The sequence below is a fragment of the Mycetohabitans endofungorum genome, assembly GCF_037477895.1.
Taxonomy (GTDB): domain Bacteria; phylum Pseudomonadota; class Gammaproteobacteria; order Burkholderiales; family Burkholderiaceae; genus Mycetohabitans.
On the sequence record NZ_CP132744.1, the window covers coordinates 2,663,999 to 2,690,112 of the forward strand.

Annotated in this window: 25 protein-coding genes and 3 pseudogenes; 10 read left to right on the forward strand and 18 right to left on the reverse strand. The window is 62.2% G+C overall.

The genetic code is table 11. The features are described from left to right. Nucleotides 1-118: 118 nt before the first annotated feature. Together RA167_RS11790 and RA167_RS11795 are read right to left on the reverse strand one after the other, a co-directional pair. The gene (locus RA167_RS11790; protein WP_076785689.1) at nt 119-646 is read right to left on the reverse strand and encodes a hypothetical protein; all 528 of its coding nucleotides are present in this window, start codon (nt 644-646) and stop codon (nt 119-121) included. Next, on the reverse strand, nt 646-3,333 hold the full coding sequence (locus tag RA167_RS11795; protein ID WP_076785690.1) for an ABC transporter transmembrane domain-containing protein: 2,688 nt from the start codon (nt 3,331-3,333) through the stop codon (nt 646-648). Before RA167_RS11795 ends, RA167_RS11790 begins: the two co-directional genes overlap by 1 nt. A gap of 229 nt (nt 3,334-3,562) precedes the next feature. Here RA167_RS11795 and RA167_RS11800 point away from each other — a divergent pair, with 229 nt between their 5' ends. Beyond that, nucleotides 3,563-3,823, forward strand: a complete 261-nt coding sequence (locus tag RA167_RS11800) for a hypothetical protein (protein ID WP_076785691.1) — start codon at nt 3,563-3,565, stop codon at nt 3,821-3,823. 88 nt (nt 3,824-3,911) lie between these two features. On the opposite strand, the gene RA167_RS11805 is transcribed toward RA167_RS11800, so the two are convergent. From RA167_RS11805 to RA167_RS11830, 6 genes are all read right to left on the reverse strand, one after another. Continuing rightward, the gene (locus tag RA167_RS11805) at nt 3,912-4,595 is read right to left on the reverse strand and encodes a GNAT family N-acetyltransferase (protein WP_076785692.1); all 684 of its coding nucleotides are present in this window, start codon (nt 4,593-4,595) and stop codon (nt 3,912-3,914) included. Nucleotides 4,596-5,201: 606 nt separating this feature from the next. Next, nucleotides 5,202-7,019, reverse strand: coding sequence for a glutamine--fructose-6-phosphate transaminase (isomerizing) (gene glmS, locus RA167_RS11810; RefSeq protein WP_076785693.1), 1,818 nt, complete (start codon nt 7,017-7,019; stop codon nt 5,202-5,204). Between the two features lie 59 nt (nt 7,020-7,078). Further along, a complete protein-coding gene (glmU, locus tag RA167_RS11815; RefSeq protein WP_076787498.1) occupies nt 7,079-8,440 on the reverse strand; it encodes a bifunctional UDP-N-acetylglucosamine diphosphorylase/glucosamine-1-phosphate N-acetyltransferase GlmU in 1,362 nt (453 codons plus the stop codon). A gap of 97 nt (nt 8,441-8,537) precedes the next feature. Next, complete coding sequence (ttcA, locus tag RA167_RS11820; protein ID WP_076785694.1) at nt 8,538-9,461, reverse strand: tRNA 2-thiocytidine(32) synthetase TtcA; 924 nt, start codon at nt 9,459-9,461, stop codon at nt 8,538-8,540. 1 nt (nt 9,462) lies between these two features. Further along, complete coding sequence (locus RA167_RS11825; RefSeq protein WP_076785695.1) at nt 9,463-9,858, reverse strand: dihydroneopterin aldolase; 396 nt, start codon at nt 9,856-9,858, stop codon at nt 9,463-9,465. 76 nt (nt 9,859-9,934) lie between these two features. Next, nucleotides 9,935-10,768 (reverse strand): SDR family oxidoreductase, encoded by an 834-nt coding sequence (locus RA167_RS11830; RefSeq protein WP_076785696.1) that lies wholly within the window; start codon nt 10,766-10,768, stop codon nt 9,935-9,937. 13 nt (nt 10,769-10,781) lie between these two features. On the opposite strand from RA167_RS11830, the gene RA167_RS11835 reads away from it, so the two are divergent. Together RA167_RS11835 and RA167_RS11840 are read left to right on the forward strand one after the other, a co-directional pair. Next, nucleotides 10,782-11,972, forward strand: coding sequence for a class I SAM-dependent methyltransferase (locus tag RA167_RS11835; protein ID WP_076785697.1), 1,191 nt, complete (start codon nt 10,782-10,784; stop codon nt 11,970-11,972). 20 nt (nt 11,973-11,992) lie between these two features. Beyond that, entirely contained in the window at nt 11,993-12,187 is a 195-nt protein-coding gene (locus RA167_RS11840) for a DUF2905 family protein (RefSeq protein WP_076787500.1), read from the forward strand. Between the two features lie 30 nt (nt 12,188-12,217). Here the strand turns inward: RA167_RS11840 and RA167_RS11845 are convergent, their stop codons facing one another. Further along, nucleotides 12,218-13,195, reverse strand: a complete 978-nt coding sequence (locus RA167_RS11845) for an AAA family ATPase (RefSeq protein WP_076787502.1) — start codon at nt 13,193-13,195, stop codon at nt 12,218-12,220. Nucleotides 13,196-13,412: 217 nt separating this feature from the next. Between RA167_RS11845 and RA167_RS11850 the strand changes: the two genes are divergently transcribed. The 3 genes from RA167_RS11850 to RA167_RS11860 all read left to right on the forward strand — a co-directional run bounded on the left by RA167_RS11850 (nt 13,413) and on the right by RA167_RS11860 (nt 15,716). Then, on the forward strand, nt 13,413-13,916 hold the full coding sequence (locus RA167_RS11850; protein ID WP_076787507.1) for a hypothetical protein: 504 nt from the start codon (nt 13,413-13,415) through the stop codon (nt 13,914-13,916). A gap of 34 nt (nt 13,917-13,950) precedes the next feature. Then, entirely contained in the window at nt 13,951-14,754 is an 804-nt protein-coding gene (locus tag RA167_RS11855; protein WP_076787504.1) for an endonuclease/exonuclease/phosphatase family protein, read from the forward strand. A gap of 191 nt (nt 14,755-14,945) precedes the next feature. Then, nucleotides 14,946-15,716 carry a ferredoxin--NADP reductase gene (locus RA167_RS11860; RefSeq protein ID WP_076785698.1) on the forward strand — a complete coding sequence of 257 codons (771 nt, stop codon included), beginning with the start codon at nt 14,946-14,948 and terminating at the stop codon, nt 15,714-15,716. A 322-nt stretch (nt 15,717-16,038) separates the two neighbouring features. Here the strand turns inward: RA167_RS11860 and RA167_RS11865 are convergent, their stop codons facing one another. The 3 genes from RA167_RS11865 to RA167_RS11875 all read right to left on the reverse strand — a co-directional run bounded on the left by RA167_RS11865 (nt 16,039) and on the right by RA167_RS11875 (nt 18,108). After that, nucleotides 16,039-17,256, reverse strand: a complete 1,218-nt coding sequence (locus tag RA167_RS11865) for a DUF3443 domain-containing protein (protein WP_237574202.1) — start codon at nt 17,254-17,256, stop codon at nt 16,039-16,041. A gap of 16 nt (nt 17,257-17,272) precedes the next feature. Continuing rightward, on the reverse strand, nt 17,273-17,776 hold the full coding sequence (locus RA167_RS11870; RefSeq protein WP_076787509.1) for a DUF2844 domain-containing protein: 504 nt from the start codon (nt 17,774-17,776) through the stop codon (nt 17,273-17,275). 215 nt (nt 17,777-17,991) lie between these two features. Beyond that, entirely contained in the window at nt 17,992-18,108 is a 117-nt protein-coding gene (locus RA167_RS11875; RefSeq protein WP_338876923.1) for a protein phosphatase CheZ, read from the reverse strand. Nucleotides 18,109-18,879: 771 nt separating this feature from the next. On the opposite strand from RA167_RS11875, the gene RA167_RS11880 reads away from it, so the two are divergent. Further along, nucleotides 18,880-19,944, forward strand: coding sequence for a glycosyltransferase family 4 protein (locus tag RA167_RS11880; protein ID WP_076785701.1), 1,065 nt, complete (start codon nt 18,880-18,882; stop codon nt 19,942-19,944). Between the two features lie 110 nt (nt 19,945-20,054). Here the strand turns inward: RA167_RS11880 and RA167_RS11885 are convergent, their stop codons facing one another. The 5 genes and pseudogenes from RA167_RS11885 to RA167_RS11905 form a co-directional block, all read right to left on the reverse strand. After that, a complete protein-coding gene (locus RA167_RS11885; RefSeq protein ID WP_076785702.1) occupies nt 20,055-20,873 on the reverse strand; it encodes a Cof-type HAD-IIB family hydrolase in 819 nt (272 codons plus the stop codon). Between the two features lie 108 nt (nt 20,874-20,981). Continuing rightward, the gene (locus RA167_RS11890; RefSeq protein ID WP_139337015.1) at nt 20,982-21,212 is read right to left on the reverse strand and encodes a hypothetical protein; all 231 of its coding nucleotides are present in this window, start codon (nt 21,210-21,212) and stop codon (nt 20,982-20,984) included. A 535-nt stretch (nt 21,213-21,747) separates the two neighbouring features. Next, a complete protein-coding gene (rpsU, locus tag RA167_RS11895) occupies nt 21,748-21,960 on the reverse strand; it encodes a 30S ribosomal protein S21 (RefSeq protein WP_041752963.1) in 213 nt (70 codons plus the stop codon). Between the two features lie 400 nt (nt 21,961-22,360). Then, nucleotides 22,361-23,086 carry a hypothetical protein gene (locus RA167_RS11900; RefSeq protein ID WP_139337016.1) on the reverse strand — a complete coding sequence of 242 codons (726 nt, stop codon included), beginning with the start codon at nt 23,084-23,086 and terminating at the stop codon, nt 22,361-22,363. 127 nt (nt 23,087-23,213) lie between these two features. Beyond that, a pseudogene (locus RA167_RS11905) lies at nt 23,214-23,480 on the reverse strand (3,4-dihydroxyphenylacetate 2,3-dioxygenase); the annotation flags it as partial. A 71-nt stretch (nt 23,481-23,551) separates the two neighbouring features. Here RA167_RS11905 and RA167_RS11910 point away from each other — a divergent pair. Both RA167_RS11910 and RA167_RS11915 read left to right on the forward strand, forming a co-directional pair. Then, a complete protein-coding gene (locus RA167_RS11910) occupies nt 23,552-24,082 on the forward strand; it encodes a cytochrome b (protein WP_076787512.1) in 531 nt (176 codons plus the stop codon). Between the two features lie 125 nt (nt 24,083-24,207). After that, nucleotides 24,208-24,360: pseudogene (locus RA167_RS11915) on the forward strand (hypothetical protein); the annotation flags it as partial. Here the strand turns inward: RA167_RS11915 and RA167_RS11920 are convergent. Further along, entirely contained in the window at nt 24,326-25,501 is a 1,176-nt protein-coding gene (locus RA167_RS11920; protein ID WP_083706084.1) for an NAD(P)H-dependent flavin oxidoreductase, read from the reverse strand. The pseudogene RA167_RS11915 and the gene RA167_RS11920 overlap by 35 nt on opposite strands. 285 nt (nt 25,502-25,786) lie before the next feature. Here RA167_RS11920 and RA167_RS11925 point away from each other — a divergent pair. Then, nucleotides 25,787-25,933: pseudogene (locus RA167_RS11925) on the forward strand (IS3 family transposase); the annotation flags it as partial. Between the last annotated feature and the right edge of the window lie 181 nt (nt 25,934-26,114).

A 26,114-nucleotide genomic window follows, 5' to 3' on the forward strand; every position in this document is an offset into this window, starting at 1 on the left:
TACAGCAGCCATTCCAGCCAGGTCGACGCCTCGACCCGTTACCCATTTTTATAATGGCATTGGCAAAAACGCCCAGGTGCAGTGCGACGGGGTACGGGGCGCGGGTCCGCGTTAGTGATCACAGCGCTAGCGTGCCCGCCGCCGCTTCAGCGCGGTGCTGCGCGATAGCGCGCAGGCAGTGCGCGACACATCCGGCCAACGCCTCGTCAAACCATGGTTGGGCCCCAGAGACGCCCACCACGATGCCGTGTTGAGCCACACTGCCCCACAGGTTCGTGTCACCGCGGCGCAAACGGTGCGGCTGGCTGCACTGGACAAGCCGGCTGTCTATACCGTGCTCCCACGACAGCCGCGCTTTGGCTCGTGCATACGCGCGGTAATCGGCGTCCCACTGCGCCGGATCTGGCATCGAATGCTCGTACAGGATCGCGTCCTCGAAGCACGCGTCGCTAGGACCGAGTGCCGGATCCATCACGACGATATGCAAGCACCCGCTGTCGCCGACGACTGTGTTGTGCAGCGCCGCCGATAGCGTCGGCAGCAACATCTCGATCGCGGCGCTGGCCGCGCTGCGGTCGGCATATAGACTACCGCTGCGGCGTGGGGTGGATAGGTTCCCTAGCGGGCTGGGCGTCGTCAAGCTCATCAGTTTCTCCTTGAATGAGTGGCTAATGCTCTGAGTGCGGCAATCAAATCGATCGCCTTGACTGGCTTGGTCAGATAGCCGCGAAAACCGGCTTCGACGGCACGCGCCCGCTCATGCTCACTTGAGTAGCCGGACAGCGCGATTGCTTCGATCCGGCACGCGGTGTCGTCTGGACACGCCGCCTCAAGCTGCTTGACACGGGCCATCATCGAATATCCATTTTCCTCGCCCAGGTCGATGTCGCAGACCATCACGGCCGGCCAGTCGTCGCGCCGCGTGCGCCCAAGGTAGTCCAGCAGTGCCTGGCCGGATTTGAACGCCGCGACCTGCGCTCCGGCGCTGGTGAGCAGCGCGGACAGCGCGTCGCGCGCCTCCTCGTGATCATCCACACAGGCCACGCGTACGCCCTCCAGTCGCGCGGCGCCGAGCGCCTGCAGCGGTTGCGGCGCGAGGCCGTCAGCGGCGGGCAACTCCGCGACGGCCCGCAGCGGTAACGTGATGTGGATCGTGGATCCGACATCGTCGCGGCTGCGCAAGATATACCCACGCTGCTCCTCAAGCACGGCCTGGAGTGACTCCAGATCCAACAATGACAACTCCGGCGTCTCGAGATCCGGCGTGCAGATCGACACGCGTGCATCGTTGTCGTGACGAGCCACGCTTACCTCGATGCGGCTGCCTGCCCCGCCTGCTTCAATGCCGGTGCAGCACAACTGCCAGATAAAGCGCCGCAGCGTCGCCGCGTCGCCAGTGACGATTACGTTGTCGTCGGTGATACGCTTGAACAAGCTCGCCTGATGGCGTACCGCGACCTCCTGCAACGCGTCCAGCACGTTGTCGACCAGCGCACCGACGTTGATCGGCAAAAGCGCAAAGCGCTGTTCGGCGCGCTCCAACTCGCGTTGCTGCGCCTGCAACGCCCACATCTGCGCATAGACTCCACCCTTCTCTAGCAGGCTAGCGTGGGTCCCCTGCTCGACCAGTCGCCCGTGCTCCATGACTAGGATGCGATCGGCATCAACCACGGTCGAGAGCCGGTGCGCGATGATCAGACTCGTGCGGTGCTCGGCCACACGCATCAATTCCTGTTGAATCGCCCGCTCCGAACGGGTATCGAGCGCCGACGTCGCTTCGTCAAACACCACGATCGGCGGCTGTTTGAGCAGCGCGCGTGCAATGGCCACGCGTTGGCGCTCCCCGCCGGACAAGCGCACGCCTCGCTCGCCGACCCGCGTGTCGTAGGCATCCGGCAGGCGCTCGATGAACTCGCCCAATTGCGCGCCCCGCGCGGCGGCGATAATGTCGGCCTTGGTCGCGTCTTCACGACCGTAGCCGATGTTGTACGCGATCGTATCGTTGAACAGAATCGTGTCCTGCGGCACGATACCCAAGGCCGCCCGCAGGCTGCGCTGTGTGACCAGCCGCAAGTCCTGCCCGTCGATCTTGATTGATCCCGCATCAGGCTGATACAGGCGGAACAACAACCGGGCCAGCGTCGACTTGCCCGAGCCGCTGCCTCCCACGACGGCCACCGTCTGGCCCGGCTCGATCCGGAACGAGACATCCCACAGGATCCTACGACTGGGCTCGTAACTGAAGTCGACATGCTCGAAGCGGATCTCGCCACCACGCACCACGAGCGGCTGCGCCGCCGCAACATCACCATCCTCGCCTGCCTGACCGCGCGCATCCAGCAGCGCAAACAGCCGCTCCACGTTGGTCATCGCGTCATTGGCCTCGCGGAATACGAAGCCCAACGTGTTCAGCGGCAGGCTGACCTGGATAATGTAAGCGTTAATCAGCACCAGGTCGCCAACCGTCATTGCGCCGCTTACCACGTGCTGGCCGGCCAACAACATCACCGCCGCAATGCCCGCGCCGATACACGCACTCTGCCCGATATGCAGCGTGGACAGCGCATATTGATTCTCGATACCCGCGTCCTGCCGTTGCTGCAGCACCTGGTCAAGCCGCTTGCACTCAAAATCCTCGCGTGCAAAATATTTGACCGTGTCGTAATTCAGCAGACTGTCGACGATACGGCTATTGGCCTGGGCTTCCAACGCGTTCATGCGGCGCTGCACCCGCACGCGGCGCCGCGTGAACACGATCGTATAACCCGCGTAGACGGCAAATGTCGCAAAAATAATCAGCGTGAAGCCGCCGCCATACTTGCTAACCACAATGGCGAGCACCGACGCGATTTCGATGAGCGTTGGCACGATCGTAAAGACCGCAACACCCAGCAGGTAACCAATGCCGGCGGTACCTTTCTCCAGGTCGCGTACCACCGAGCCGGTCTCACGCTGCGAGTGAAAGCGCGCGCCCAGATGATGCAGGTGAGCAAACGTACGCGCAGTATAGTCGGCTACGGTGCGCTGCGTGACTTGCACAAATGTCATGTCGCGCACCTCGCTTAATGCATTCGACGCAAAGCGCACCACAGCATAGCCGAACAGCAGCAGGATCGGTATCGCGGCTGGCCGGCTCGTGACGTTGCCCAGCGCATCGACGATATCCTTGAGCAGCAGCGGGACCGCCACCGCAGCCGCCTTGGCTAGCAGCAGCAATGATACGGCGGCCAGCACCCGCGCCCTGTGGTGCCAGATAGCGTGCCACAGGTCGGAGGCGATCCGGGTGCGCAACCCGCTGATGCGGGCCGCGCCTGCGAAGGTGGGCGAAGTCATGGAAGCCAACTCGGTTTTGCGCGTTACGCCGCCATTGCAAGTTCTGTACCGCCGAGTGGCGTGGCTGCCAATGTGGTGAGGACTGCGTGCCGTGGCGCAAAGGTGGTGTCGGTGCTCGGGGCAATGACAGGCGGAGTGTTGCAATTTGTGCGACATGTCCCGAACAGCGTACCGAGGCAAGCTCGAGGGTCGCGATCTCCACCGGCCGGTTTAGCGGTAGACTATTTATATGGATGGATGCCGTTACTGCGGAAAATTTCGCGACGAATGGGATTGCCATGGCCAACAGTGCCGCCGAGCCATTGCCAAGGCACTGCGCCGGCAGCACGCCGGGCTGCCGATGGTGCCCAATACGATCCGCAATGAAATCCCGGCTGGTGCGACGACGCAGCAAGTCATCACAGTATTGTCCCGGCAGCGGTTACGAGCGCGGCGTGGCAATGAGGCGCGGCGCGAACGTAAGGAGATCGACGAGTTGGAACAGAAGTGATGTAATGCTGGCGCGTGTGATGTCGCGTTGGCTGACTGGGGCCAAGTTTGATTTCCGTCAAGAAACCGCAGACCTGGTCCGCCGAGACTCACAGGATGCCTTGTAGGGAGCGTTCCATGGGCCAGTCGATGAGGGCCGCGGTCGTGCACGCGTTCGGAGGGCCGCTGCGAGTAGCAGAGGTTGCGGTATCAACGTCGAGCCTTGCTGCAGCGCGATCGCGATTCGCGTCGAGCTGCGTATCAACGCATGCCGACAGCAAGGCAGGGACTGTCGGGCCGGCGTCGCACGGTACACACCGGAAGTGTAAATAATACTTGTCTTCGGCGACAATCTGGAACCCTTGGCGCAGATAGAATCGCGCGGCGCGCTCGTTGAGCTTGAAAGTCTGCAGCTTGACCGTGCGGCCATCACGATGGGCGGCGTCACATACGCGGTGCAGTAGGGTCGCGCCAATCTGTCGGCCCTGGAATGCCGGATCCACCAACAGCAGCGCGACCTCTACCCCACCGTCTTCGCACACTTGCGTGGATAATACCCCTACCGCCCGCGACACGCCGTCAACCACGATGGCCTGGCACCGTGCAACCGGATAGCTCACTCGGAAAGCCGTTCGGCGAAAATCGTCCTCCCAACCTAGCGTCTGCCTGAAGTAGCCGCTCAGGGAATCCCGGTACAGGTGAAAGAAATATCCGTACTCCTCACGAGTCGCTGCGCGCAGCGCGACCGGCAGTATCGTCGGGCTCCGGCCCGAATCTTCGATTAGCTCGTTCATCGTCTTGCCTATTTGGTTTTCTTTGGTCTCCTGCCCGCACCAGATGGCGCACGATGTGGCCCGCGCGCCGTTCCCGATCCATATCCTGCACCATCGACACCGCCGATAGTGTGCGAAACCGAGCACAGCCGTCTGTTTCGCGCTACAGCCGCGCACGCTTCAACCTAACGAACTGCGGCAAGCTTGCACTGCGAACAACCTGCGTTGCAACAACCCACACCGCAGCGGCCTGCGTCAATCCACCGCGCCGCGGCTAGCTTGCTATGACGGCCTGTCGGGTAGGTTAAGCGGATGAGTATCTTGGTGCAGCTTGAAACCCGGCAATGCTCGCGCGTCCGGGCTCGATGCAAGGTGGAGAGCCTGCTCGACGGCGGCGTTGAATTGGAATGTGCTGGCTCGCGTCAGAATACAGGTCTGGTCTGGTCAGCGTTCGCCCGCTAGGAGACGGCGAATGGTTTGAGGGCCTTGGGGGAAACTGCCGGCCGTTGCGCGCTATTCCCCGTTTTTTAGTCATGGGTCAGCCTGTGCCATGCAGCGCAGCGGCGAACGATTCGGCCCGTGCGGCACACGCTGTGCCAGCACCGGTGCCCTCCATCTCTACCCTCCTCACTCCACCGTCACCGACTTGGCCAGATTTCGCGGCTTGTCCACGTCAGTACCGCGCGCGCAGGCAGTGTGATAGGCGAGCAATTGCAATGGCACCACATGCAAGATCGGCGAGAGCAGCCCATAATGCTCGGGCATCCGAATTACATGCAGGCCTTCGTCGTTGACGATTCGCGTATCCGCATCAGCAAACACATACAACTGGCCGCCCCGTGCGCGTACTTCCTGGATATTGGACTTTAGTTTTTCCAGCAGCGCATCGTTCGGCGCGACGGTGACCACCGGCATCGCTTCGGTCACCAGTGCGAGCGGCCCATGCTTGAGTTCGCCGGCCGGATACGCCTCAGCGTGAATATATGAGATTTCCTTCAGCTTCAACGCGCCTTCAAGTGCAATCGGATAATGCATGCCCCTGCCAAGGAACAGCGCGTTTTCCTTGCGCGAAAATTCCTCTGCCCACGCGATGACCTGCGGCTCGAGCGCGAGCACGCTGTTGAGCGCCGCCGGCAGGTGCCGCAACTGCTTCAGGTACTGCGCCTGAAGACTCGCGTTGACATGACCGCGCAGCCGTCCCAGCGTCACCGCGAGCACGAACAGGGCAACGAGCTGCGTTGTAAATGCCTTGGTTGACGCCACGCCGATTTCGGTGCCCGCGTGCGTCAGCAAGCGCAGCGCGGTGAGCCGCACCATCGCGCTGCTCGCCACGTTGCAAATCGTCAGCGTATGCGAGTGTCCGAGCGCCTGCGCATGCTTGAGTGCGGCGAGCGTGTCCGCCGTCTCGCCGGATTGGGAGATCACCACGACGAGTGACCGGGGGTTCGGCACGGAGTCACGATAGCGATACTCGCTTGCGATCTCGACTTGCGTGGGGATTTTCGCGATCGATTCGAGCCAGTACTTCGCTGTCAAACCGGAGTAGTAGCTGGTGCCGCACGCAAGAATCAGCAGGCTGTCGATCCCGTTGAACACGTCGCCGGCGCCAGCGCCGAACAGCTCGGGATCGAATGCGTCGGTCTGCGCAATCGTGTCGGAGATCGCCCGCGGCTGCTCAAAGATCTCCTTTTGCATGAAGTGCCGGTACGGCCCAAGCTCCACCGCGCCACCATACGCGTTGACGGTGCGTACCTCCCGCTGTACGAGGCTGCCGTCGCGGTCCGCGATCTGCACGCCGTCCAGCGTCAATTCAACCACGTCGCCTTCCTCGAGGAAAATGAAGCGGTCGGTGCTGCCCGCCAGCGCGAGCGCATCCGAGGCCAGGAAATTCTCCTGTTGGCCCAGCCCGACCACCAGCGGCGAGCCGGCGCGCGCGCCGCATACCCGATGCGGCTGATCTTTTGAGAACACGGCGATCGCGTAGGCGCCATGCAGCTGCTTCACCGCTTCGCGCACGGCGGCAAACAAGTCACCGCGATAAAGGCTGTAGATTAGGTGAGCGATGACCTCGGTGTCGGTCTGCGTCACGAACTCGTAACCGTTCGCGCGCAGGCCTTCACGCAAAGTTTCATAGTTTTCGATGATGCCGTTGTGAACCAGCGCAATCGTGTCGTGCGAGAAAATCGGATGCGCATTGTGCGTGACCGGCGCCCCGTGCGTCGCCCAGCGCGTATGCGCGATGCCAGTTTCCCCCGCCAGTTGCGTGTCGCGGATCTGCAGGTCGAGGTCCGCCACACGCGATACGCTGCGGGCGCGCCGAGCGGCGCCATCGACGATAGCCGCTACACCACACGAGTCGTAGCCGCGGTATTCGAGACGTCGCAACCCCTCGACGAGGACCGGGACGATGTTACGTTGCGCTACCGCGCCGACAATGCCGCACATGATGTTTATCCGTGGAAAATGGAGGGTGACCGTTGGGCCGCCTCATCGGCGCCGTACATTCAGGCCTTTTTCTTGGCCGGTCGCGCGTACCCTGGCTTTGCGACCTGCGTTTTCTCGTTCAACACCAGCGCCCCGGCGGGCACGTCGCGCCAGACGGTGGTCCCGGCTGCGAGCGTCGCTCCTGAACCCACGACGACCGGCGCAACAAGCTGCGTACCAGAGCCAACGAATACGTCATCGCCGATCACGGTGCGATGCTTGTTCGCGCCGTCATAGTTGCAGGTGATCGTCCCGGCGCCGATGTTCACGCGCGCCCCGACGTCGGCGTCGCCGATATAGCTCAAATGGTTAACTTTCGCGCCATGCCCGAGCACCGCGTTCTTGACCTCAACGAAGTTGCCCACATGCACGTTGCTGGACAGCACGGCCCCGGGACGCAGCCGCGCATATGGGCCGAGCACGACATTCTCGCCCACGCGTGCGCCCTCGACATGCGTGAACGCGTCCACGCGCGTGCCCGCGGCGATCGTCGCTTCGCGAATCACGCAGTTCGGCCCGATGCTGACGTGGTCACCCAGCACGACGTGTCCTTCGAACACGCAGTTGACATCGATCGACACGTCGGCGCCGCACTCCAGCGTGCCGCGCACGTCGATGCGCGACGCATCGGCCAACGTGACGCCGGCGTCCAGCAGTCGCAGCGCTTCGTTGCGCTGGTAGACGCGCTCCAGGTCAGCCAATTGTCGCTTGCTGTTCACGCCGAGCGTCTCCCATACGTCGTCTGGCTGTACACCGACGACCTCGACACCGTCTTCGATCGCGCGCTCGACGACGTCGGTCAGGTAGAACTCGCGCTGCGCGTTGTCGTTTGTCAACGAGCTTAGCCACGCGTCGAGCCGCCCGCTCGGCGAGATGACGATGCCCGTGTTGATCTCGCGGATTTCCCGTTGCTCCGGGTCGGCATCCTTTTGCTCGATGATCCGTGTGATGCGTCCGGCGCAATCGCGCACGATGCGACCATAACCGTGTGGGTCGTCCAGCGTGACGGTCAGCACCCCATAGTGGCCGTTGGCCGCCGCGTCGACCAGTCGCCGCAGTGTCGAGGCGCGCGTGAGCGGCACGTCGCCGTACAGCACCAGCGTGGGCAGTGCCGGGTCGATGAATGGCAGCGCCTGTTGAACCGCGTGACCGGTACCCCGTTGCTCGGCCTGCAGCGCAAACTGGATATCGGGCGCGGCGACGGCCTCGCGCACGGCCTGGGCGCCATGCCCGACCACCACGACGAGCCGGCTCGGCGTCAGCGCGCGCGCCGTGTCGATGACATGGGACAGCAATGGCCTGCCAGCCAGTGAATGCAGCACCTTTGGCCGCGCGGAATGCATGCGCTTGCCCATGCCGGCTGCAAGAATGACGATATTCACGGCGTCAACGTCCAACGAGTCTCGAAGGGCCGATTTTAGCATCGGGCTTGCTGCATTCCGTCGTGCAACCCACACACGGCGCGCCGGCGTCGCGGCGTCACAGCGCGTCGAATGGCACGATCGGCACGGTGCCGCTGTCGGGCGTTGCACAAGGTTCGTCGTCGAATGCGATGTCGCCGTGCGGATCGGCCACGCCCGTCGCGCGCAGCCCGGCGAATGGAAACAGCCGAGGGTCCATCAAGTGCGACGGCACGACGTCGGACAATGCACTGAACATGTTGTCTACCCGTCCAGGGAAGCGCTTGTCCCATTCCTGCAGCAACGTCTTCATTTCGGCGCGCTTTAGGTTCGGCTGGCTGCCGCACAGATTGCATGGAATGATTGGAAATTCACGCAATTGCGCATATTTTTCCAAATCATTCTCTTTCACATAGGCGAGCGGCCGGATCACAATGTGCTTGCCATCGTCGGACTGCAGTTTCGGCGGCATCCCCTTGAGTTTGCCGCCGTAGAACATGTTCAGCAGCACGGTCTGCAAGATGTCGTCGCGGTGGTGGCCAAGCGCGATCTTGGTCGCGCCCAACTCACCCGCGACGCGGTATAGGATGCCGCGCCGCAGCCGCGAGCACAGCGAGCACGTCGTCTTACCCTCGGGCACGAGGCGCTTGACGATGCTGTACGTGTCCTGGTTCTCGACATGAAACGGCACGCCGCGTGCCGAGAGATACTCGGGCAGTATATGCGCGGGAAACCCAGGCTGCTTCTGATCTAAATTGACCGCGACAATGTCGAAATCGATCGGCGCTCGCTCGCGCAGCCGCAGTAGGATGTCCAGCAACGCATAGCTGTCCTTGCCGCCGGACACGCAAACCATCACCTTATCGCCGGCCTCGATCATGTTGTAGTCAGCAATGGCTTGGCCGGCCTGCCGGGCCAGCCGCTTGAACAGCTTGTTGTTTTCGTAGGCCTGTTTCTGCTCGCGACGGGTCAAGGCCCGCACGGTGGTCTCGGGTGCATGCATGTCAGGCTTCCTTGATACGGATGACTTCAACACCCACTGACTCGCAGTCGGAGTAGACGTCCGGCTTCTCGGTCGATACGCGCACTGCCCGCACTTTCGGATGCGCCAGCATCGCGGCGGCAACGTCATCGCAAAACGTCTCTTGCAGATGGACGTGTCCGCGCGCGACCCGTTGGGCAATGGTTGAGCGCATGAAATCGTAGTCAACGACCTCGGCCAGCTTGTCGGCGCGCGGCGTCGATTCGGCCAGCGGCACGAATAGGTCGATGTTGACGATGACGCGCTGCTCGGCGCGTTTTTCGAAATCATGCACGCCAATGTTGATGGAAATCTCGTAGTTGCGCAGGAACAGGCGCCGACAGTCTGCGAGGCTTGGGTGCGAAAGGGCGGAGAGCATGGGCGATCCAGTCAAAAGTAGAGGCGGTGGCCGCGCGGCATGGCCCGGCCCGGCAGTAAGCACGCAAGCATCGCGCTCACGTATCCGTCATAAACATCACGTCGCGTGGCGACGGCACGAGGTGCTGGCCGCCATCGACCAGCAGCGTCGCACCCGTCACACCGCGCGCGTCGGCCAGGTAGCACACCGCTTCAACCAAGTCGGCCGGCGTCGATGCGCGTCCAAGCGGCGTGCGCCGGTGCGCGTCGCTAAAGCTTTCATCGGTCTGGCTACCGGAGCGCAGCGTGAGTCCGGGCGCGACGGCCACGACCCGCAGCTTCGGCGCGAGCGCCTGGGCCAGCGCCACGGTGGCCGCCTGCAGCGCGGCTTTCGTTAACGTATACGACAGATAGTCCGGATTCATGTTGTACAGCTTCTGATCGAGCACGTTGATGACCGAGCCACGCAACGTCTCGTCTTCGCGCGCCACCTCCGGAATCGATTCGTGCAGCGCCTGCGCGAGCGCCAGCGGCGCGCCGACATTGATCGCCGTCATGTTCAACAACGTGCCGTATCCGAACGTGGCTGCCGTATCCTCGTCAAACAGCGACGCGTTGTTCACCACGCATTCGATGCGCCCGAGCGCGGCGATGCTATCCGGCACCAGGCGCCGCACCTGTGCCTCGTCGGCCAGATCGGCGCGCAACGCGACAGCACGCTGGCCCAGCGCCTGTATGTCGGCGGTCAGCGACTGCGCGTCAGCCTCGGACGTATGGTAGTGGACCGCAATGTCCCAACCCCGCGCGGCCATGCCAAGCGCCAGCGCACGGCCGATGCGCCGTGCTGCGCCGGTCACCAGTGCGACACGGCGCACGGGCGGCGCGTAAGAAGGGGAAGCCGGATACTGACCGGCGCACGACGGGTCGCTCATTTACAATGCGGGAATGAAGCCGAATTCAACGCAGCCTGATAGTTTACCCGTTCCTGACGATACCGAGCTTGCCCACGTTCGTGCGTTAGTGCAGCACATCGCCGGTCAAATCGCTGCGGCCGGAGGGTGGTTGCCATTCGACCGGTACATGGAACTCGCGCTTTATACACCGGGTCTAGGCTACTACAGCGGTGGTCTAGTCAAGTTCGGCCGCAGTCCCGACGATGGGAGCGACTTCATCACCGCGCCGGAACTCTCGCCGCTGTTTGCACAGACGTTCGCCAAGCCGGTGGCCGAGATACTCGGCGCTACCGGCACACGCCACGTGGTCGAATTCGGAGCGGGAACGGGCAAGTTCGCCGCCGGCCTGCTGCGCACGCTGGATGCGCTCGGTGTCGGGTGTGTGCGCTACACGATCGTGGAATTGTCCGGCGAGTTGCGCGCGCGCCAGCGCGAGTGCATTGCGAAAACTGCACCGCAGTTCGCCTCCTGCGTCCAGTGGGTCGATGCGCTGCCCGAGCGCGTGGAGGGCGTGATGGTTGGCAACGAAGTGCTGGACGCCATGCCGGTGCGTCTGTTTGCGCGGCAAAATGGCTTGTGGCATGAACGCGGCGTCGCTGTGGCGGATGCGAGCCGCTTCGTGTTCGCCGATCGGCCGCTGGATGCCGCCGCCGTGCCGGCCGCACTCGCGTGCGTTCCTGGCCGGCACGACTACGTGACCGAAACACACGAGGCGGCTGCCGCGTTCGTGCGCACCGTGTGCTCGGTGCTCGGCCGCGGCGCCGCGTTGTTCATCGACTATGGTTTCCCGGCTGCTGAGTATTACCATCCACAGCGCACGGAGGGCACGTTGATGTGCCACTACCGGCACCGTGCACACGGCGATCCGTTCCTTTACCCCGGCCTGCAGGACATCACCGCGCATGTGCAGTTCAGCGCCATCGAGCAGGCTGCCCACGACGCGGGCGCGCATTTGCTCGGATACACGTCGCAAGCACGCTTTCTGATGAACGCAGGCATCACGGACTCGCTGGCGCAACTGGACCCGGCCGATCCGGCTCGCTTCCTGCCCGCGGCTAATGCGGTACAGAAGCTGCTGTCCGAGGCAGAGATGGGCGAACTGTTCAAAGTGATCGCGTTTTGCCGCGGCCTGGATGGCGCATTGGGCGCGTTTGAGCGCGGCGATCGTTCGCACATGCTGTGACTCATGAGGCTGACCTGTCGATGTTCCGCTGGTTGCTGACCACCTTCATTGCCACCGTGATTCTTAGCGCGAGCTGGCCCTGGCTCGCCCGACTGGGCATCGGTCGCTTGCCCGGGGATCTCGCGCTCAGCTGGCGCGGCCGCCGTCTGCCGTTGCCGTTCATGTCGACGCTGCTGTTGACACTGCTGGGCTCGCTAATCGTGCGGCTGCTCTAGTCGCCGCACAGCGGCGTGGCTCGAGCAGCGTCAGAACCCGATTGAGCGTCTGCGCGCGTGGCGATCGAGTACCACGTCGTGCGCGCTCACCGCATCGCGTCCCGCCAGCCGCGCATTGCCGAAGCCGTGGATGATGGCGCGCCGCATCACGCGCGGCGACAAGGTTGACAGCACGTCCAGCGGCGCCTCTTCGAGCGCTTGCGGAAAACGCGCGCCCCATGCGTGCGATTCGCGGATCTCTGAGTAGATCGACTGGGCAATACGGCGCGCGCCATCGCGATCCGGCGTCGGGATCTCATAGACGTTCATCCGGTTCAGGATGGGCTCCGGAATGCAGTGCATGTCGTTGGCCGTCGCGATCCAAAGCACACTGGATGCATCGATGGGCACTTCGGCGAACTCGTCGATGAACGACTGCGCGGTGTCATGCTCGAGCAGCGCATACAGCGCGCCGAGTGGATCGTACTGCGCATCGCCGCCCGCCTTGTCGATTTCGTCGATCAGCACCAGTGGGTTCGCATAGGCGCCGTTGACCAGCGCGTCGAAGATCTTGCCTGGCTTGGCATTCTTCCACTGTGACGACGCCCCGGACAGAATCCAGCCCGCGGTGAGCGAACTCATCGCGACATAGTGATAGCCGGTGCCGATCAGGCGCGCAAGTTGCCGGGCAAAATGCGTTTTGCCGATGCCGGGTTCGCCCAGCAGCAGCATGGGCATTAACTCGAGCCTGTCGTCGGTCTCGGCCACGAGCGCGATCTGTTTGCGCACGTCCTCCAGCGGCTCGCTAAAGTTTGGGGACTCGGCGAGGAGCGCGTCGATTGACGGCAACCGGTTGGGCTTGACGCAAAAGCGCAACGCGCCGACCTTCAGCATTTTCTCGTAGGTGCTTCGCAACGCCTCGCTGGCGCCATCGGACAAGTCATGTAAGGCCGTCTCGATCTGACTTAAGTCATAGATCGGCTTGAAAGCCGCCACCGCGATTTCCTGCTTGACCATTGCGTTAGTCATATTCACCTCCTCTGCTGCCACGCCGCCCCGCGCGGCGCCAATTCAGTGTATCGGCGTCAATAAGTTGTGCAAGCTAGCAGTCACGCGGCGTTGCTGCCAACGCCGCGTGGTGTCCGCACGCGTGGCCAAACCCCGTTATCATGACCGTTTCGTGCATGCAGAACTCGGCCGCCGTGCGGAGCATGAATCCATCGGGCGATCCGAGTCTGAATCCCTTATGACAAGTCTGTTGAATGCCCTTCGTACACTCGCCACCGGCGTGCTGCTGGCCTCGGTTGCCGCCGTGGCATGCGCGCAGGAGGGTCCGCCGAAGGTACGCTGGGATATTGAAGTCGTGCAGGACGGGCGCAGTGTCGACCATTTTGGCGCAACGACCACGGTCGGCCAAGCGAAGTCGGAGACACACAAGCGTAGCGTCGTGCATGAGCTCGGTTGCCAGAACCAACCGGTGGCCAGCATCGAGTTGTCGCGCACGCTGACCGTGTCGCCGACCCACGTTGACGGCGGCAAGGCGGTTCTGTCGCTGGACGTACAGGAGATCTTTGAGGATACGCGTGCCGCACAGACCGCCGAGGGTTGTGCACTGCCACCGCAGCCGCGTCGAGTCACCGCTGTCCATCCCGGCCTGCTCGTGCCGCCCGGGCGAACGGTAGCGTGGAAGCTGGTGGACCACGACCCGCAACTCGTCTATCGCGTACAGGCGAGCATTGTGGAACAGTGAACGGGTGATGAACTCGCGTAAGGATAGTCGACCGATGCGACACGGCGATACCTTGCCCAGCGTGCCGCGCACCGGTGACAAGGAATTCGTCGCCGTCAGTTGGAATCTGCATAAGGGCCGCTCGCCGCTCGGCTTGCAGGCATGGCAGTCGATGCAACGCTGGATGCAGGCAACGCCGGCCGACCTGTATTTCCTGCAGGAGGCCATGGCGCGCCGGATGCCCGCGCCCGTGCTGGCCAGCAATGGCTTCGGCGAGCCGCTGCAAGGCGCGCTTACCGACGTATGGCAGTGCCAGGCTACCGAAATAGCGCAAGCATTGCGCTTACAGCTGGCGCTCGGGCCAAATGTGTTCAAGCCATCGTGGCGACACGGCAATGCGATCCTGTCGCCGCATCCGCTCGACCTAGGAGGGCGCTGGGACATTTCCGCGCACCGCTTCGAGAAGCGGGGTTTGCTGGTGGCACGCGCGACGCTTTACAACACGCCGATCACATTGCTGTGCGTCCATCTGGCGCTCACCCGCCAGTCGCGATTGCGCCAGATGAACTGGATCGCCCATTGGATCGCCCGCGAGGCGGCAACCGGCCCGTTGGTGCTCGCCGGCGATTTTAACGACTGGAAGAACGACTCGGAGCCGTTGTTCGCCGAGATCGGTTTGCGCGAGGTGGCCTCAACGCTGGGCGAGGCTGGCAAGACGTTTCCCGCATTCTCGCCCGCGCTGGCGCTGGACAAGATGTTCGTACGGGGCATCACGCCAATGCAATGGCTCGAGCCCGCACCCCGCACCGCGTGGTTATCGGATCACTTGCCGTACATAGCGCGGTTGCGGCTGGACTAGGACGGTTCCACGGCGTTGCAACGCGCCTACTACTCGTTGCCCCGCGTGCCGCTCGTTACGTCTGGCGACGCGCCATTGTCCAAGCACCGGATAACTTTGCCGCGACGCGGTAAAATGGTAACGTGCTTAATATATTTAGCCAGACCGTCGCGCGTGCCGGACCCGACGGCCATCGATCCGACTGAAACACCATGAGCAATCTGACCCAACAAACCGTTCTCAGCGTGCATCACTGGACTGACACGCTGTTCAGCTTCACTTGCACCCGCGATCCGGGCTTTCGATTCGATAACGGTCAGTTCACCATGGTCGGCCTGGAAGTGGATGGCAAACCGCTGCTGCGCGCGTACAGCCTGGCGAGCGCGAACTACGAGGAAAACCTCGAATTCCTGAGCATCAAGGTGCAGGACGGCCCGCTCACATCGCGGCTGCAGCACCTGAAAGTAGGCGATCAGGTCTACATTGGCAAGAAACCGACCGGCACACTGGTAGTCGACAATCTGTTGCCCGGCAAGACGCTGTGGTTGCTCTCCACTGGCACCGGCTTGGCTCCGTTCATGTCAGTTATCAAGGACCCGGACGTCTACGATCGCTACGAGAAGATCGTGCTCACGCATACCTGCCGTTTCGTCGACGAGCTTGCGTACAAGGAGTACATCACCGAGCATTTGCCGCAGCACGAGCACATCGGCGAGCTGATCCGCGACAAACTGGTGTATTTCCCGACCGTGACGCGTGAGCCGTTCCAGAATCGCGGACGCATCACGGAGCTGATTGAAACGGGCGGATTGTTCGAGCGGCTCGGCGTGCCGCCGTTCTCGATCGACAACGACCGCATCATGTTGTGTGGAAGTCCGCATATGCTGCGTGACACACGGCAACTGCTCGATGGCATGGGCTTCACCGAAGGCAGCAATTCGGCGCCGGGCCACTATGTGGTCGAGAAGGCCTTTGTCAGTTGACACGCCGGACCACGGGCGAAATCATCACCAGGTCGCTGTCCGCCGTGACCGTGATTTGAGGATGATGAGCATGTCGCGACTCGGCACGGCTTCGTCGGGCAGGCTTTGCAGCACCCTATGCAACGTCGCGAAGCGACAGCGTCTTGGGCGCTCGGTACCCGGTGGGCTTGGGCGTATCACGGCACATGATGCCGCCGCCGCAACACGCCGAATTGCAGACCGCCCAGCCGTCAATATGACGACGCGCCGATAGCCGATAATGGCAAACAGCAAGACCGGTGGCCGTGCGCCCGCACGGCCACCGGTCACTCAGTGCATCACGTCAAAATGCCACATAGGGACCATTGCCTGATGGTGTGGACTTGCCGCTGATCGCCACCGCTACGCGCCGCCCATAGAAAAACGGCATGCCTAGGTCGAAGTAGCGGGGCATCGGCCCGGCCAAATCGTTGAACGCAAACGTATTAGGCGTGCTGAGCAGCATCGACGCATTGCCCACGTTGAGATTGACGGCCTGGGTGGCACCATTCGCGCCCGTCACGGTGAGGATCTTGGTCTGTTGGCCAGGCGGGCAATAGAACGGGTTGCCGGAGCCGCACACGGGCAATGACGCGTCGGTGAAGAACAGGCCGTTGGAGCCGGTATCGGTGAACCCGGTGATCCTCGAGCCGTTGTACGTCGCGCTGAAGCTACCGGAATCATCGGTGGTCGATACCATCACACCGCTGCCCAGCTGGTTGTTGGATGCGGTGCCGATACCCAGCAACAAGGTGCCGCTGACCGAAGACTGTCCCGAGGGGCCGATCGCGGGCATATCGACGATTACGCCATTGTTGTCGATCGGCACGTTCGCCACCGGGTTCGCGATCTGTTGGGCAAGCGGCACGACGGTCTGCACGCAGTTGGACGCACTCGCGCAGTTGAAGTAGGAACTGGCGGCCGCATTGGTCGCGCATCGGTTGCCGCAGTCCACGGCTGCCGCCCCGACACCGAGGATGCCGCGAGAATGCAACTCCGACGTGGTGTTCTCCGAGCGACCTACGACGCAGTCGGATGGCACTGTCGGGAATTTAGTATCATCGATTAAATGGATCGGGATCGCATTGGCGGTCCGCCCACCTAGCGTCACGTCAGCAATGCGCACCGAACCGAACGAATACCCGTCCGCGAACAACGCGCACGATGCAAGCGGCGCATTCGAATTGGGCACGGTGGCCTGCTGCAGCGCGCCGCGCAATGTGGGTGACAATTCCGCGGCGACCACTCGTAAGCCATACGAACCCGTGTCGAGTTGGATGTTGTCAAGCGTCTGGCACCGCGCGGCGTTACCGGCTGCGCAGATGGTGACGGACACAGTGCCGATGTTGGCCACCCGGTCGAGCCCCCGCGCCACCGTGATCGGCACAACATTGGCCGCCAGGGGAGCGGAACTGACCGCCGAATTGGAATGGCCGCCGCTTCCGCACGCGGCCAGCGTCATGGCGCCCATGAGCGCCGCGGCGCGCCATGTGAGCCCGCGGCGTGTATTGACTAGGGTCACGATAGCACTCCTGTGTTCAGCGGATATCCGCTTCGGTCATGCCGGCCGGCAAGGCCCGCGGTAGGAAGGCTTGCCCGCTGAAGTCGCCCATGTGCCCGCCCGAATGTACGACTAAGTCACCGCTGCGCATCCACACCGGCCCGTGGCCGCCCTGGTCGCGGCGTTGCATCTGGATATCGCTGACGTACTGTGGGAAGTAGGTACCCAGCAACGTGCGCATCTCGGGCATTTGAGGACCGGACCAGGCGATGCCGATTACGGTGCCATCGGCGATGTACTCGCGTACCACGGTGCCGGTGGGTAGCATGGTCTGCTGCACGGTATAGGGGGTGGTCGTTGCGCTGGCGCCGGACGCCGTCGATGGCGATGCGGCAACGGCCGCGCGCAGCGTGGCCTGGCTGGATGCGGCGTTGCTCGCGTAGCTCGGCGCGCTGCCAAGGGCGGCGCACGCGTCGTGTGCCACCAGTACCACGCCGAACGTGGCACCAGCTAGTGCGGTGCACGCTGTTTGGATATTCATTTTGGCTTCCTCCTTGAAACACTGCCTTTTCACCGGTTTTCCCGGCACGCCCAGGCCATGTACGCGATGTAACGAATCACACCCGACTTCGTCGGCGCCGCCCAAAGCCGTTGACGGCGCACCGCCAGGACCCGCGCCTGCGGTGCCCCGTTCCTGTTCCAATGGATTGCAATCGTACGCAGCGACGCATTTGCGCGCCCATCTTTTACTCAATCTCAGCGCCCAAGACTGGTCAATAGATCATCGACCTGGGGCTGATTGGTGACGCTGTCGGTACGCCCTTCGGGATTGATCTGCGGACCATAGGGCAGACTCAACGGACTCCCCGTCAAGATGGGGCATGCGCGGCGGCGAGCGGCTCATGCCGATCGGCCGACATGTCCTCGGGCAACTGCACGTTGTTGGCTTATGTCGACACGGGCACTTTCTGCAGGAACGAACGCGTGTCGGCCATCAGTGTACGCACTTGCTCGCCGTCGATCGGTGCGCCATACCACGCTGCCCAACGTGAATCGAGTTTCGTAGAACACTCACGGTGCCTAAATCGGAAAGGAGTATCCCGCCCGCGCTGGAAGGTTTCTATATATGGAGAAAATATTCCTACATGAGCACGGTGCAAATTACACATCGGCAATAGGCCAGTGGCGCGTGGCACAACTCTTAAACCTTTAAGAACAACAAGTTGGCAACGTACTCGCAGGCTGGTTCGAATCTTGCCCCCGCCCCGCCTCGCGGTTGAGCGTGGCATGATAGGGTCCATTGGAACTGCGTGGCGACGGACAGTGCTTCCCAGCGCCTTCGCCGCGTCGTGATGTGCGAGCGGCTTTCGTCGCGCCTCACGATGTGCTAATGCGGCGCAATGGATCGGAATGCAATATTGCGCCGATGTTTCGCACTGTAACAAAATTAAGGTTTTGAAAAATTGCTCGAATTCCTCGCTTTCGCCTAGATAATAAAACTTCCGATCGCGATATCGCGATCCGTCGGACTGACCGCAACTGCGGCATACTGGCGGTCCGATTCGCCGATTTTTTTCCGCGTTGCCCACACGCAGCGCCTCCAGCAACGAGGCGCAGGGCGATTTTTCGTAAGGAGAGCACACAATGCGTATCGCACAAATCGCACCGCTGCACGAAGCTGTGCCGCCCAAGCTCTACGGAGGCACCGAGCGCGTGGTGTCATACCTGACGGAAGGGCTGGTGGAGCTGGGTCACGATGTGACACTGTTCGCGAGCGGCGATTCGCATACTTCGGCACGCCTTGAAGCGGCGTGGCCCCGCGCATTGCGCCTGGACCCGTCCATCCGCGACTGGATGGCGCCGCATATGTTGATGCTCGAACAGGTGCGCCGCGTGGCCCACGAGTTCGACATCCTGCATTTTCACCTCGATTATTTGCCGTTTCCCCTGTTCTCGCAGATCGACACGCCGTTCGTCACCACACTTCATGGGCGCCTAGACCTGCCGGAGCTGCAACCGATCTTTGACAGCTTCCCGCAGGCACACGTCATTTCGATCTCGGATTCGCAGCGTGGGCCGCTGCCGCGTGCCGGGTGGGTCGATACCATCTATCATGGACTGCCGGAAAACCTACTCGTGCCGCAAACGGACATCAAGCCGACGTACTTGGCGTTCCTAGGCCGCATCTGCCCGGAAAAGCGCGTCGATCACGCGATCCGCATCGCCGCGCAGGCCGGTCTGCCGCTGAAAATCGCCGCCAAGGTCGACAAGGTCGATCGCGAATACTTCAAGAATGAGATCGAGCCTCTACTCTCACTCGGCGATGTCGAGTTCATTGGCGAAATCAACGAAGCACAGAAGCCGGCTTTCTTGTCCGGTGCGAAAGCGTTGTTGTTCCCGATTGACTGGTGTGAGCCGTTCGGACTAGTCATGATCGAATCGATGGCATGTGGCACGCCGGTGATCGCTTTCAACCGCGGCTCAGTGCCCGAGGTGGTCGAGCACGGCGTAACCGGCTTCATTTGCGAGGATGTCAACGGCGCAGTGGCCGCGTTGTCGCAGGTAGAGGCGCTGTCCCGCGAACAAATCCGCGCGCGCTTCGAACAGCGTTTCACGGCGCGGATCATGGCACAGCATTACGTCGACGCGTATGCGTCACTGGCGCGCGGCGCGCGCCAGCCGATGCTTCGCAAGGTCGCGGCAGGCTGACAAAGCCGCCCGCGTGGCGGCATCGATCGCATCGGTCTATGCGTCGTCACCCGCAGTGTATGTCGCTCCTCGCCCCATCTATTATGGTTACGACGACGACTATCTCCGTTTTAAGCGGGCTCGCGCTGCGGCGCGAGCAATGCGCGCAAATGGTGGGCGACCCCGGCCTCGAAATTGTTGCCGATGCGCGGGACATGGGGTAGCCGCGCGATCAATCGGGGGTTGGCGTTGCCCATCATGAACGGGTGTCCGACTGACTCCAGCATGTCGATGTCGTTCATGTTGTCGCCGAATGCGATGCACCGTTCGGCCGGCAGGCCAAGTTGCTCGAGCACGAGTGCCAGCGCACGTCCCTTCGACACGCTAGCGGCCATCACCTCGAGGCAATCGGGCAGCGAATACGTCACGTACAACGCATCCCCGAAATGCCGGGCCAGGTTACGCTCGATAACGCGCAGGTCAGCGGCGTCTCCGATGTACAGTACCTTCGCCACCCCTTGGCCATCATGTGCCGCGAGGTTGGCAACCTCGTAGCGAAACCCGGAATCCTGATGGAACGTCAACAGCTGAGGCGCTTCGCGATCGATCAGCCATGCATCGTCGACAAACAAATTGACGATGACACGGCCATGCGTGCCGGCGATATCGGGCGCCATTAGCCGCTTGACGATATCCGCGGGCAAATCGTGCGCATGAATGCGGTTGTCTCGCGCATCGTGCACGCGCGCGCCGTTGGAAGTGACCAGATACGGCCGGATGCCGAGCCGGTCACGGATTCCCGCAACGTCGCGGAAATGTCGCCCGGTCGCGATCACAAAATGCAGGCCGCGCGCTTGCAACTCTTGCAGCGTGGCGACAGTGAACGGATCGACCTGGTGATCGCTATTGAGCAGCGTACCGTCCAGATCAGTGGCGATGACTTGGTACATAGATAGGTCACTGAGAACGAAGTACGCTGGCGAGATACGGCTTGCACGTACGGCCGCGTGCTACTCACGCGCGTGAAACGCGCTAAAGCATACCACTTTAACGCCACTTCAGCGCAGCATGCTCGGCGATTGTGCGGCGGCCATCGACGCCAGGCGCAACGCGCCATCGGCCGAATCTCCAGCCGGAGATACGAAGCGAACCCTCACTGCAGTTCCGACATATTTCGCCATCGGCAATGCCAGACCGCCGCATAGCGCCGCCGGCAGGTTCTCGCCGGCGTCCAGTGTAGCGACCATCGCGTTGATATCGCGGCCGTCCAGCGCGCGCTGTGCGTGCACGATGGCGCGCAAACCAAGCCAAGCGCCGCTCGCCTCGTCACCCGATGGAAATCCATAATCACTGGCTGCCCTGAACTGGCGCCTTTACCGCTCGGTAAGTTAAGGCTTGTCTTCCCCTTTATTTGCCGGATCGGCTGCACGCGCTACCGGAATACTATTCGTGACACAGCGGCCCACCCGACGGTCGTGTTGCTCAGTTGCCGGCAAAGCATGCACGACAGCTTCAATCATCGCGACTGGCAAGACCGCCTTACCTCGATTGCGCAGCAGTTCGATTTGAGATGCGACTTGCTGTGCCGGGTCACCTGAACCGCATTTCACTCGGCAGCATGGAAGGCATGCGCTAACACTTCCCCGGCATGGGCGAATAGCGTATTGTCGGCAGGTATCTTGCGCAACTACGATTGTGCTCGGTACCTTCGAGCGCAAACTTGGGCCACCGTCATCGACGCAAAGACGACAGACGGCCCATGTCCGGTGGACATGGGCCGTCTGGATCGATGCGTATCCGCCTGCGGGCGGACCGGCAAGCCGTTTAGTGGAGCTTCTTCGGCAGTTGCTGGCTACGCAGGCGACGCTGCAGGCGCTTGACTGCGGCGGCCTTCTTACGCTTGCGCACAGCCGTCGGCTTCTCGTACGACTGGCGCTCGCGCAACTCGGCGATCAGGCCATTGCGCTCGATGGTTCGGCGAAAGCGGCGGATCGCCACTTCGAACGGCTCGTTTTCCTTGATAACAATCGTGGTCATGTTGTCCCTGGCTGGTTCAATACATTCATCGCCCTGGCGCCTTGCATTGCCGCTTTCCCCCGCTCACGCAAGATGCGTCGACACGCGGAAGCCCGATGGGCGCGCAGCAGTATTGACGGTGCCCGGAAAATCGGACCACAACTGCGCCGCCCGCATGATGGCGGGCAGGCCCTCAGGGAATATAGGGGGAAGCAAACGCGTAGGCGGGCGCGATGAGAAGCGGTGGAACACCGGAACAGGTCAACCGGGACACCCTTCTCGCTCCAAAGCGTGGCAGGATAGCATAGACCCCAGCGTTTTTCCAGCGTCTCGGATCATCGCGGTGTGAATCATCGTCGCAACAATCGCCGCCGTCGGTGCACGTCGGGGCCGCAACGCCCGGATCGGGCATCTAAGCCCGCTACTGCTTTTCCATGACGAGCAAAATGCTGGATTTGTCGGGAGTTTGGACAAACATTTCCAGCTGCGTATCGTGCATCATGGCGATCCCGCTTGCCGAGGTATTCGGGTAGGCGCAACCGGCGCCGCCATTGAAATTCAGCGTCGCGTCATAGACGTTGCTGTCTACGCGCGGCGCGAGCGTACCGGAAAACTGACAATGCTGTGATAGGCCGACGATGCTCCCCTTGGCGTCCACGGTGAGCCGCAGGGCATCGAAATCGACTTGTGTTTTCCGGTGAGCCATCCCCGCGCCGCAAAAGCTGCCGGTCGCGGCCACCAACGTCGCTCGGGTCCAGCACGGATCATAGCGCGCATTCAGCTGTGCCGTTCTGCCGTCCGCATAGGTCGCCTTGGCCGCGATCGCTTGGCGGGCCGCATACCTGCCGCTCCAGGTCAGCGTCGTTACGCCTGGGTCGCCGTAGTTGTAGTCGATGCCGCTGCCATGGGCGACGCTCCCGTCCCCCGACGCGATCGTACCTGCGACCACGCCGGCCAGCGCACTCGGTATGTCGGCCTTCATGTATCGCACATAGAAACGGCCATCATCCAGCACCAGGATCCGGGCGGACTGTCCGTTCCAGGTTCCCGAATACGGGCCGACGATACCCGTCGGCGACACCTGGCTACCGTTGCACGCCGCCACCGCCACACTCAACACGCCTACCACCGCCATAATTGCCCGCATTTTTCCTCTCTTGTCGATATTCAGGCTTTTTGCGGCCGATGATTTTAAGAATTGAAATTAAGGCGGCGCTAAAATTGCCCAATCAGTAACGTTGGCGACTGCCTGGCATAGTCGCGTTCGCGCCACGGTTGTCAATCTCGTGCGTGTGCACACCGTACTCGGTCGTGGTCTGAGCAATCAACCGTCCCAACGCAGGATTGCCCGGGTACCCATACGTCATGTCCTGGATGAAGAACGGCACCTCGTTGCTCGTGTAAGTTCCTCAAAAATGAGCGTTGCGGTTTACGTAGTAGCCGGCATTGACTAGACAGCGCACATCGGAAACGATAAGGGTATCGACGTTCAGCACACGACAGCGTTCGCCGATGATGCGATGGCCGTCGATGGCCGCTTGCCAATCGACGCGCCATGACGTCCGATTTGCCGGGCGCCCGGCCCACCATCACAATAATAGAGGATATCAAGATGCCCGCCACCCCCGCGACGGATCGTTATTCCAAACCCGCCATTTTCTTGCACTGGGCGATTTTCCTGCTCGTTGCACTCGCCTATGTCGCGATCGAGGTACGCGGCCCGAAGGGCAGCGACAGCCGCACATTCTGGAACACAATTCATTTCTGTTCCGGCTCGCTGGTACTGGCCCTCGCGTCGCTGCGGTTACTCTGGCGCCTGTGGCACGGGGTGCCCGCGGAGGTCGAGTCGACACGCATACTGGTGTTCCTTGCGCGCGTCGTGCACTTGGCGCTGTACCTGTTCATCTTCACGCAGCCGCTGCTCGGCATCCTGATGGTCAACGCCGGTGGCAACCCGGTCTCGCTGCCGATCGTCGGGCTGGACATCCGGCTGATCGGCGCGGATCCTGTCGCGCGGCCACTGCTCAAGGCAATGCACAAGTTCACCGGCAACCTGTTCTACTGGGTGATCGGATTGCATGCGTTGGCCGCGATCGGCCGTCACGTGCTGCTGCGGGACCGGACGCTGCGCCGGATGCTGTAGCCCATGCGCCGCGCGCGGCCGGCGCGGCACCGGCCGTCAGCCCAGATGTCGACGACCCGACGCGCATTGAACGCCGGATTTTCCTATTGCAGTTCGGCCGCCACCCGACTCGTCGTCGCTCGACCATGTCCGAGTCCGAATGGTCAAGTGTCAGGAAGAGAGAGGCCCTGCAGGCTCACACACTCGAGAACCCGTACTACACCAACGCTTCGCAACTGCCGGTCGGCTTTACCAACGATCCGGTTAAGGCATTGGAGCACCAGGACGAGCTGCAGCGGAAATACACTGGCGGACCGGGCTTGCATCTGTATATGGCCGAGCCGCTGTCGTCGGCGCACGCACCTGTGTCACGCCACCTAGCAGATAATCAAGTAACTCGCGCACTGGACGGATTACATGGCCGAACGGCAATGTTTCCGAGCCGCGAAAGAACAATCCTCGCCCGACGTCACCCGAGAGCGCATGGGCCAGCCTCATATCAATGCAAAACTGCCCATGCTTGCCAATGCCATCGCGCAGCCCGCACTGCTGCAGGCAGTCGAATCCGACCGTGCATCGCCGCGGCTTGGCGGCCCGCTGCAGCTTCTGCTCCTTCTCGAGATAGCTGGCCAGCCACGGCGTGCGCACGGCACGCGCAGGCAAGCCGGCCACGCTCATGAACGTCACGATGTCCTCTGGCTTTGCCTCGACCAGCACCTTTTTGAAATTCGGATGCGCGTCACCTTCTTCCGTCACCGCAAACGCGGTGCCCAGTTGCACGGCGCTGGCGCCGAGGTCGAGCAGATGCCGAACCTGCTCGTGACTGTGGATCCCCCCCGCGACAATCAACGGGATGTTCTCCATCTCCAGCCCAAGCGTCTTGAACAATTCGCGCGCGCCTTCCAGCACATGCTGGAACGCATAGTTCGGATGGTCGAACCCATCAAGCGTCGGCGCGCCGAGATGCCCAGCCGCATAACGAGGGTTCTCGATGATAATAGCGTCCGGCAGGCGGTTTCTGCGCATCCACTTTTTCAGCACCAGGCCGATACCGCGTGCATCCGACAAGATTGGAATCAACGCCATGTCCGGAAAGTCGGCAGTCAACTCCGGCAGGTCCAACGGCAGACCCGCGCCGACCACGACCGCACCTGCGCCACTTTCGCATGCCTGGGTGACGTAGGAGGCATATGAAGACACCGCGCGCATCACGTTGACCGCAACCAAGCCATTGCCCGAAGCTAGCTGCAATGCGGCCGCCACTTCCCGGCGCAGCGCCTCCAGATTCAGCGAATCGATCAATTGCCGGTCGCGCGAACGCTGGCTTTGTTCCATTAAATCCGGATGGTGACGGCGCAAGTCCACACTCGAGATCGTGCCTACCGCGCCAAGCGATGCGACAGTTCCCGCCAGACGATGTGCAGACACGCCCACGCCCATGCCTCCCTGTACGATCGGCAGCAGTGTTCTGCCCTTGATCCTGAGGCGTTCGCATACGACATTTTGCACAAGCACGGTTGAACCTCTTGACGATGGCGGGCGAACCCGCTCAAAGCGACAGTGTGCGACACGCAGGGTTGGCGCACCTTAATCTTCGTCAACAAAATGCGCTGCCGGCGCGCACGCCTGGCACCACACATAAGCAGACCAACGCGTCACCTTGCCGCAACGTCGGACCGTACACGTGCGGGGACATCTGGCGCGCCAGCCGTGCCCCGCGCGAATCGCCGCGCGCGATGCCAAAAGGAGCGAATGACGCCCGTCGTGGACCACGACATCTTGGGCTTATACGTCGCTCGAGCGTTGGACCGAGCAGCGCGTTTGCACGGCTATCCGAAATCGCGCCCAACCGGCCAGAGAGCGGAATTTACATTCGTTGATGGAAGTTCGACAGGCGTTCCGATTACGGCATCGCTAGCGCCATTACGCCAATCATCGGTCATCGCCTATACGGCGATTCTGAGATCGCGCCAATACGTCGATCCAATTCGGCTCCGTAGCGGCGATCATTGACAGGTAGTGCGGGCGCGGTCCGAAAATGCGTTTAAGAGTC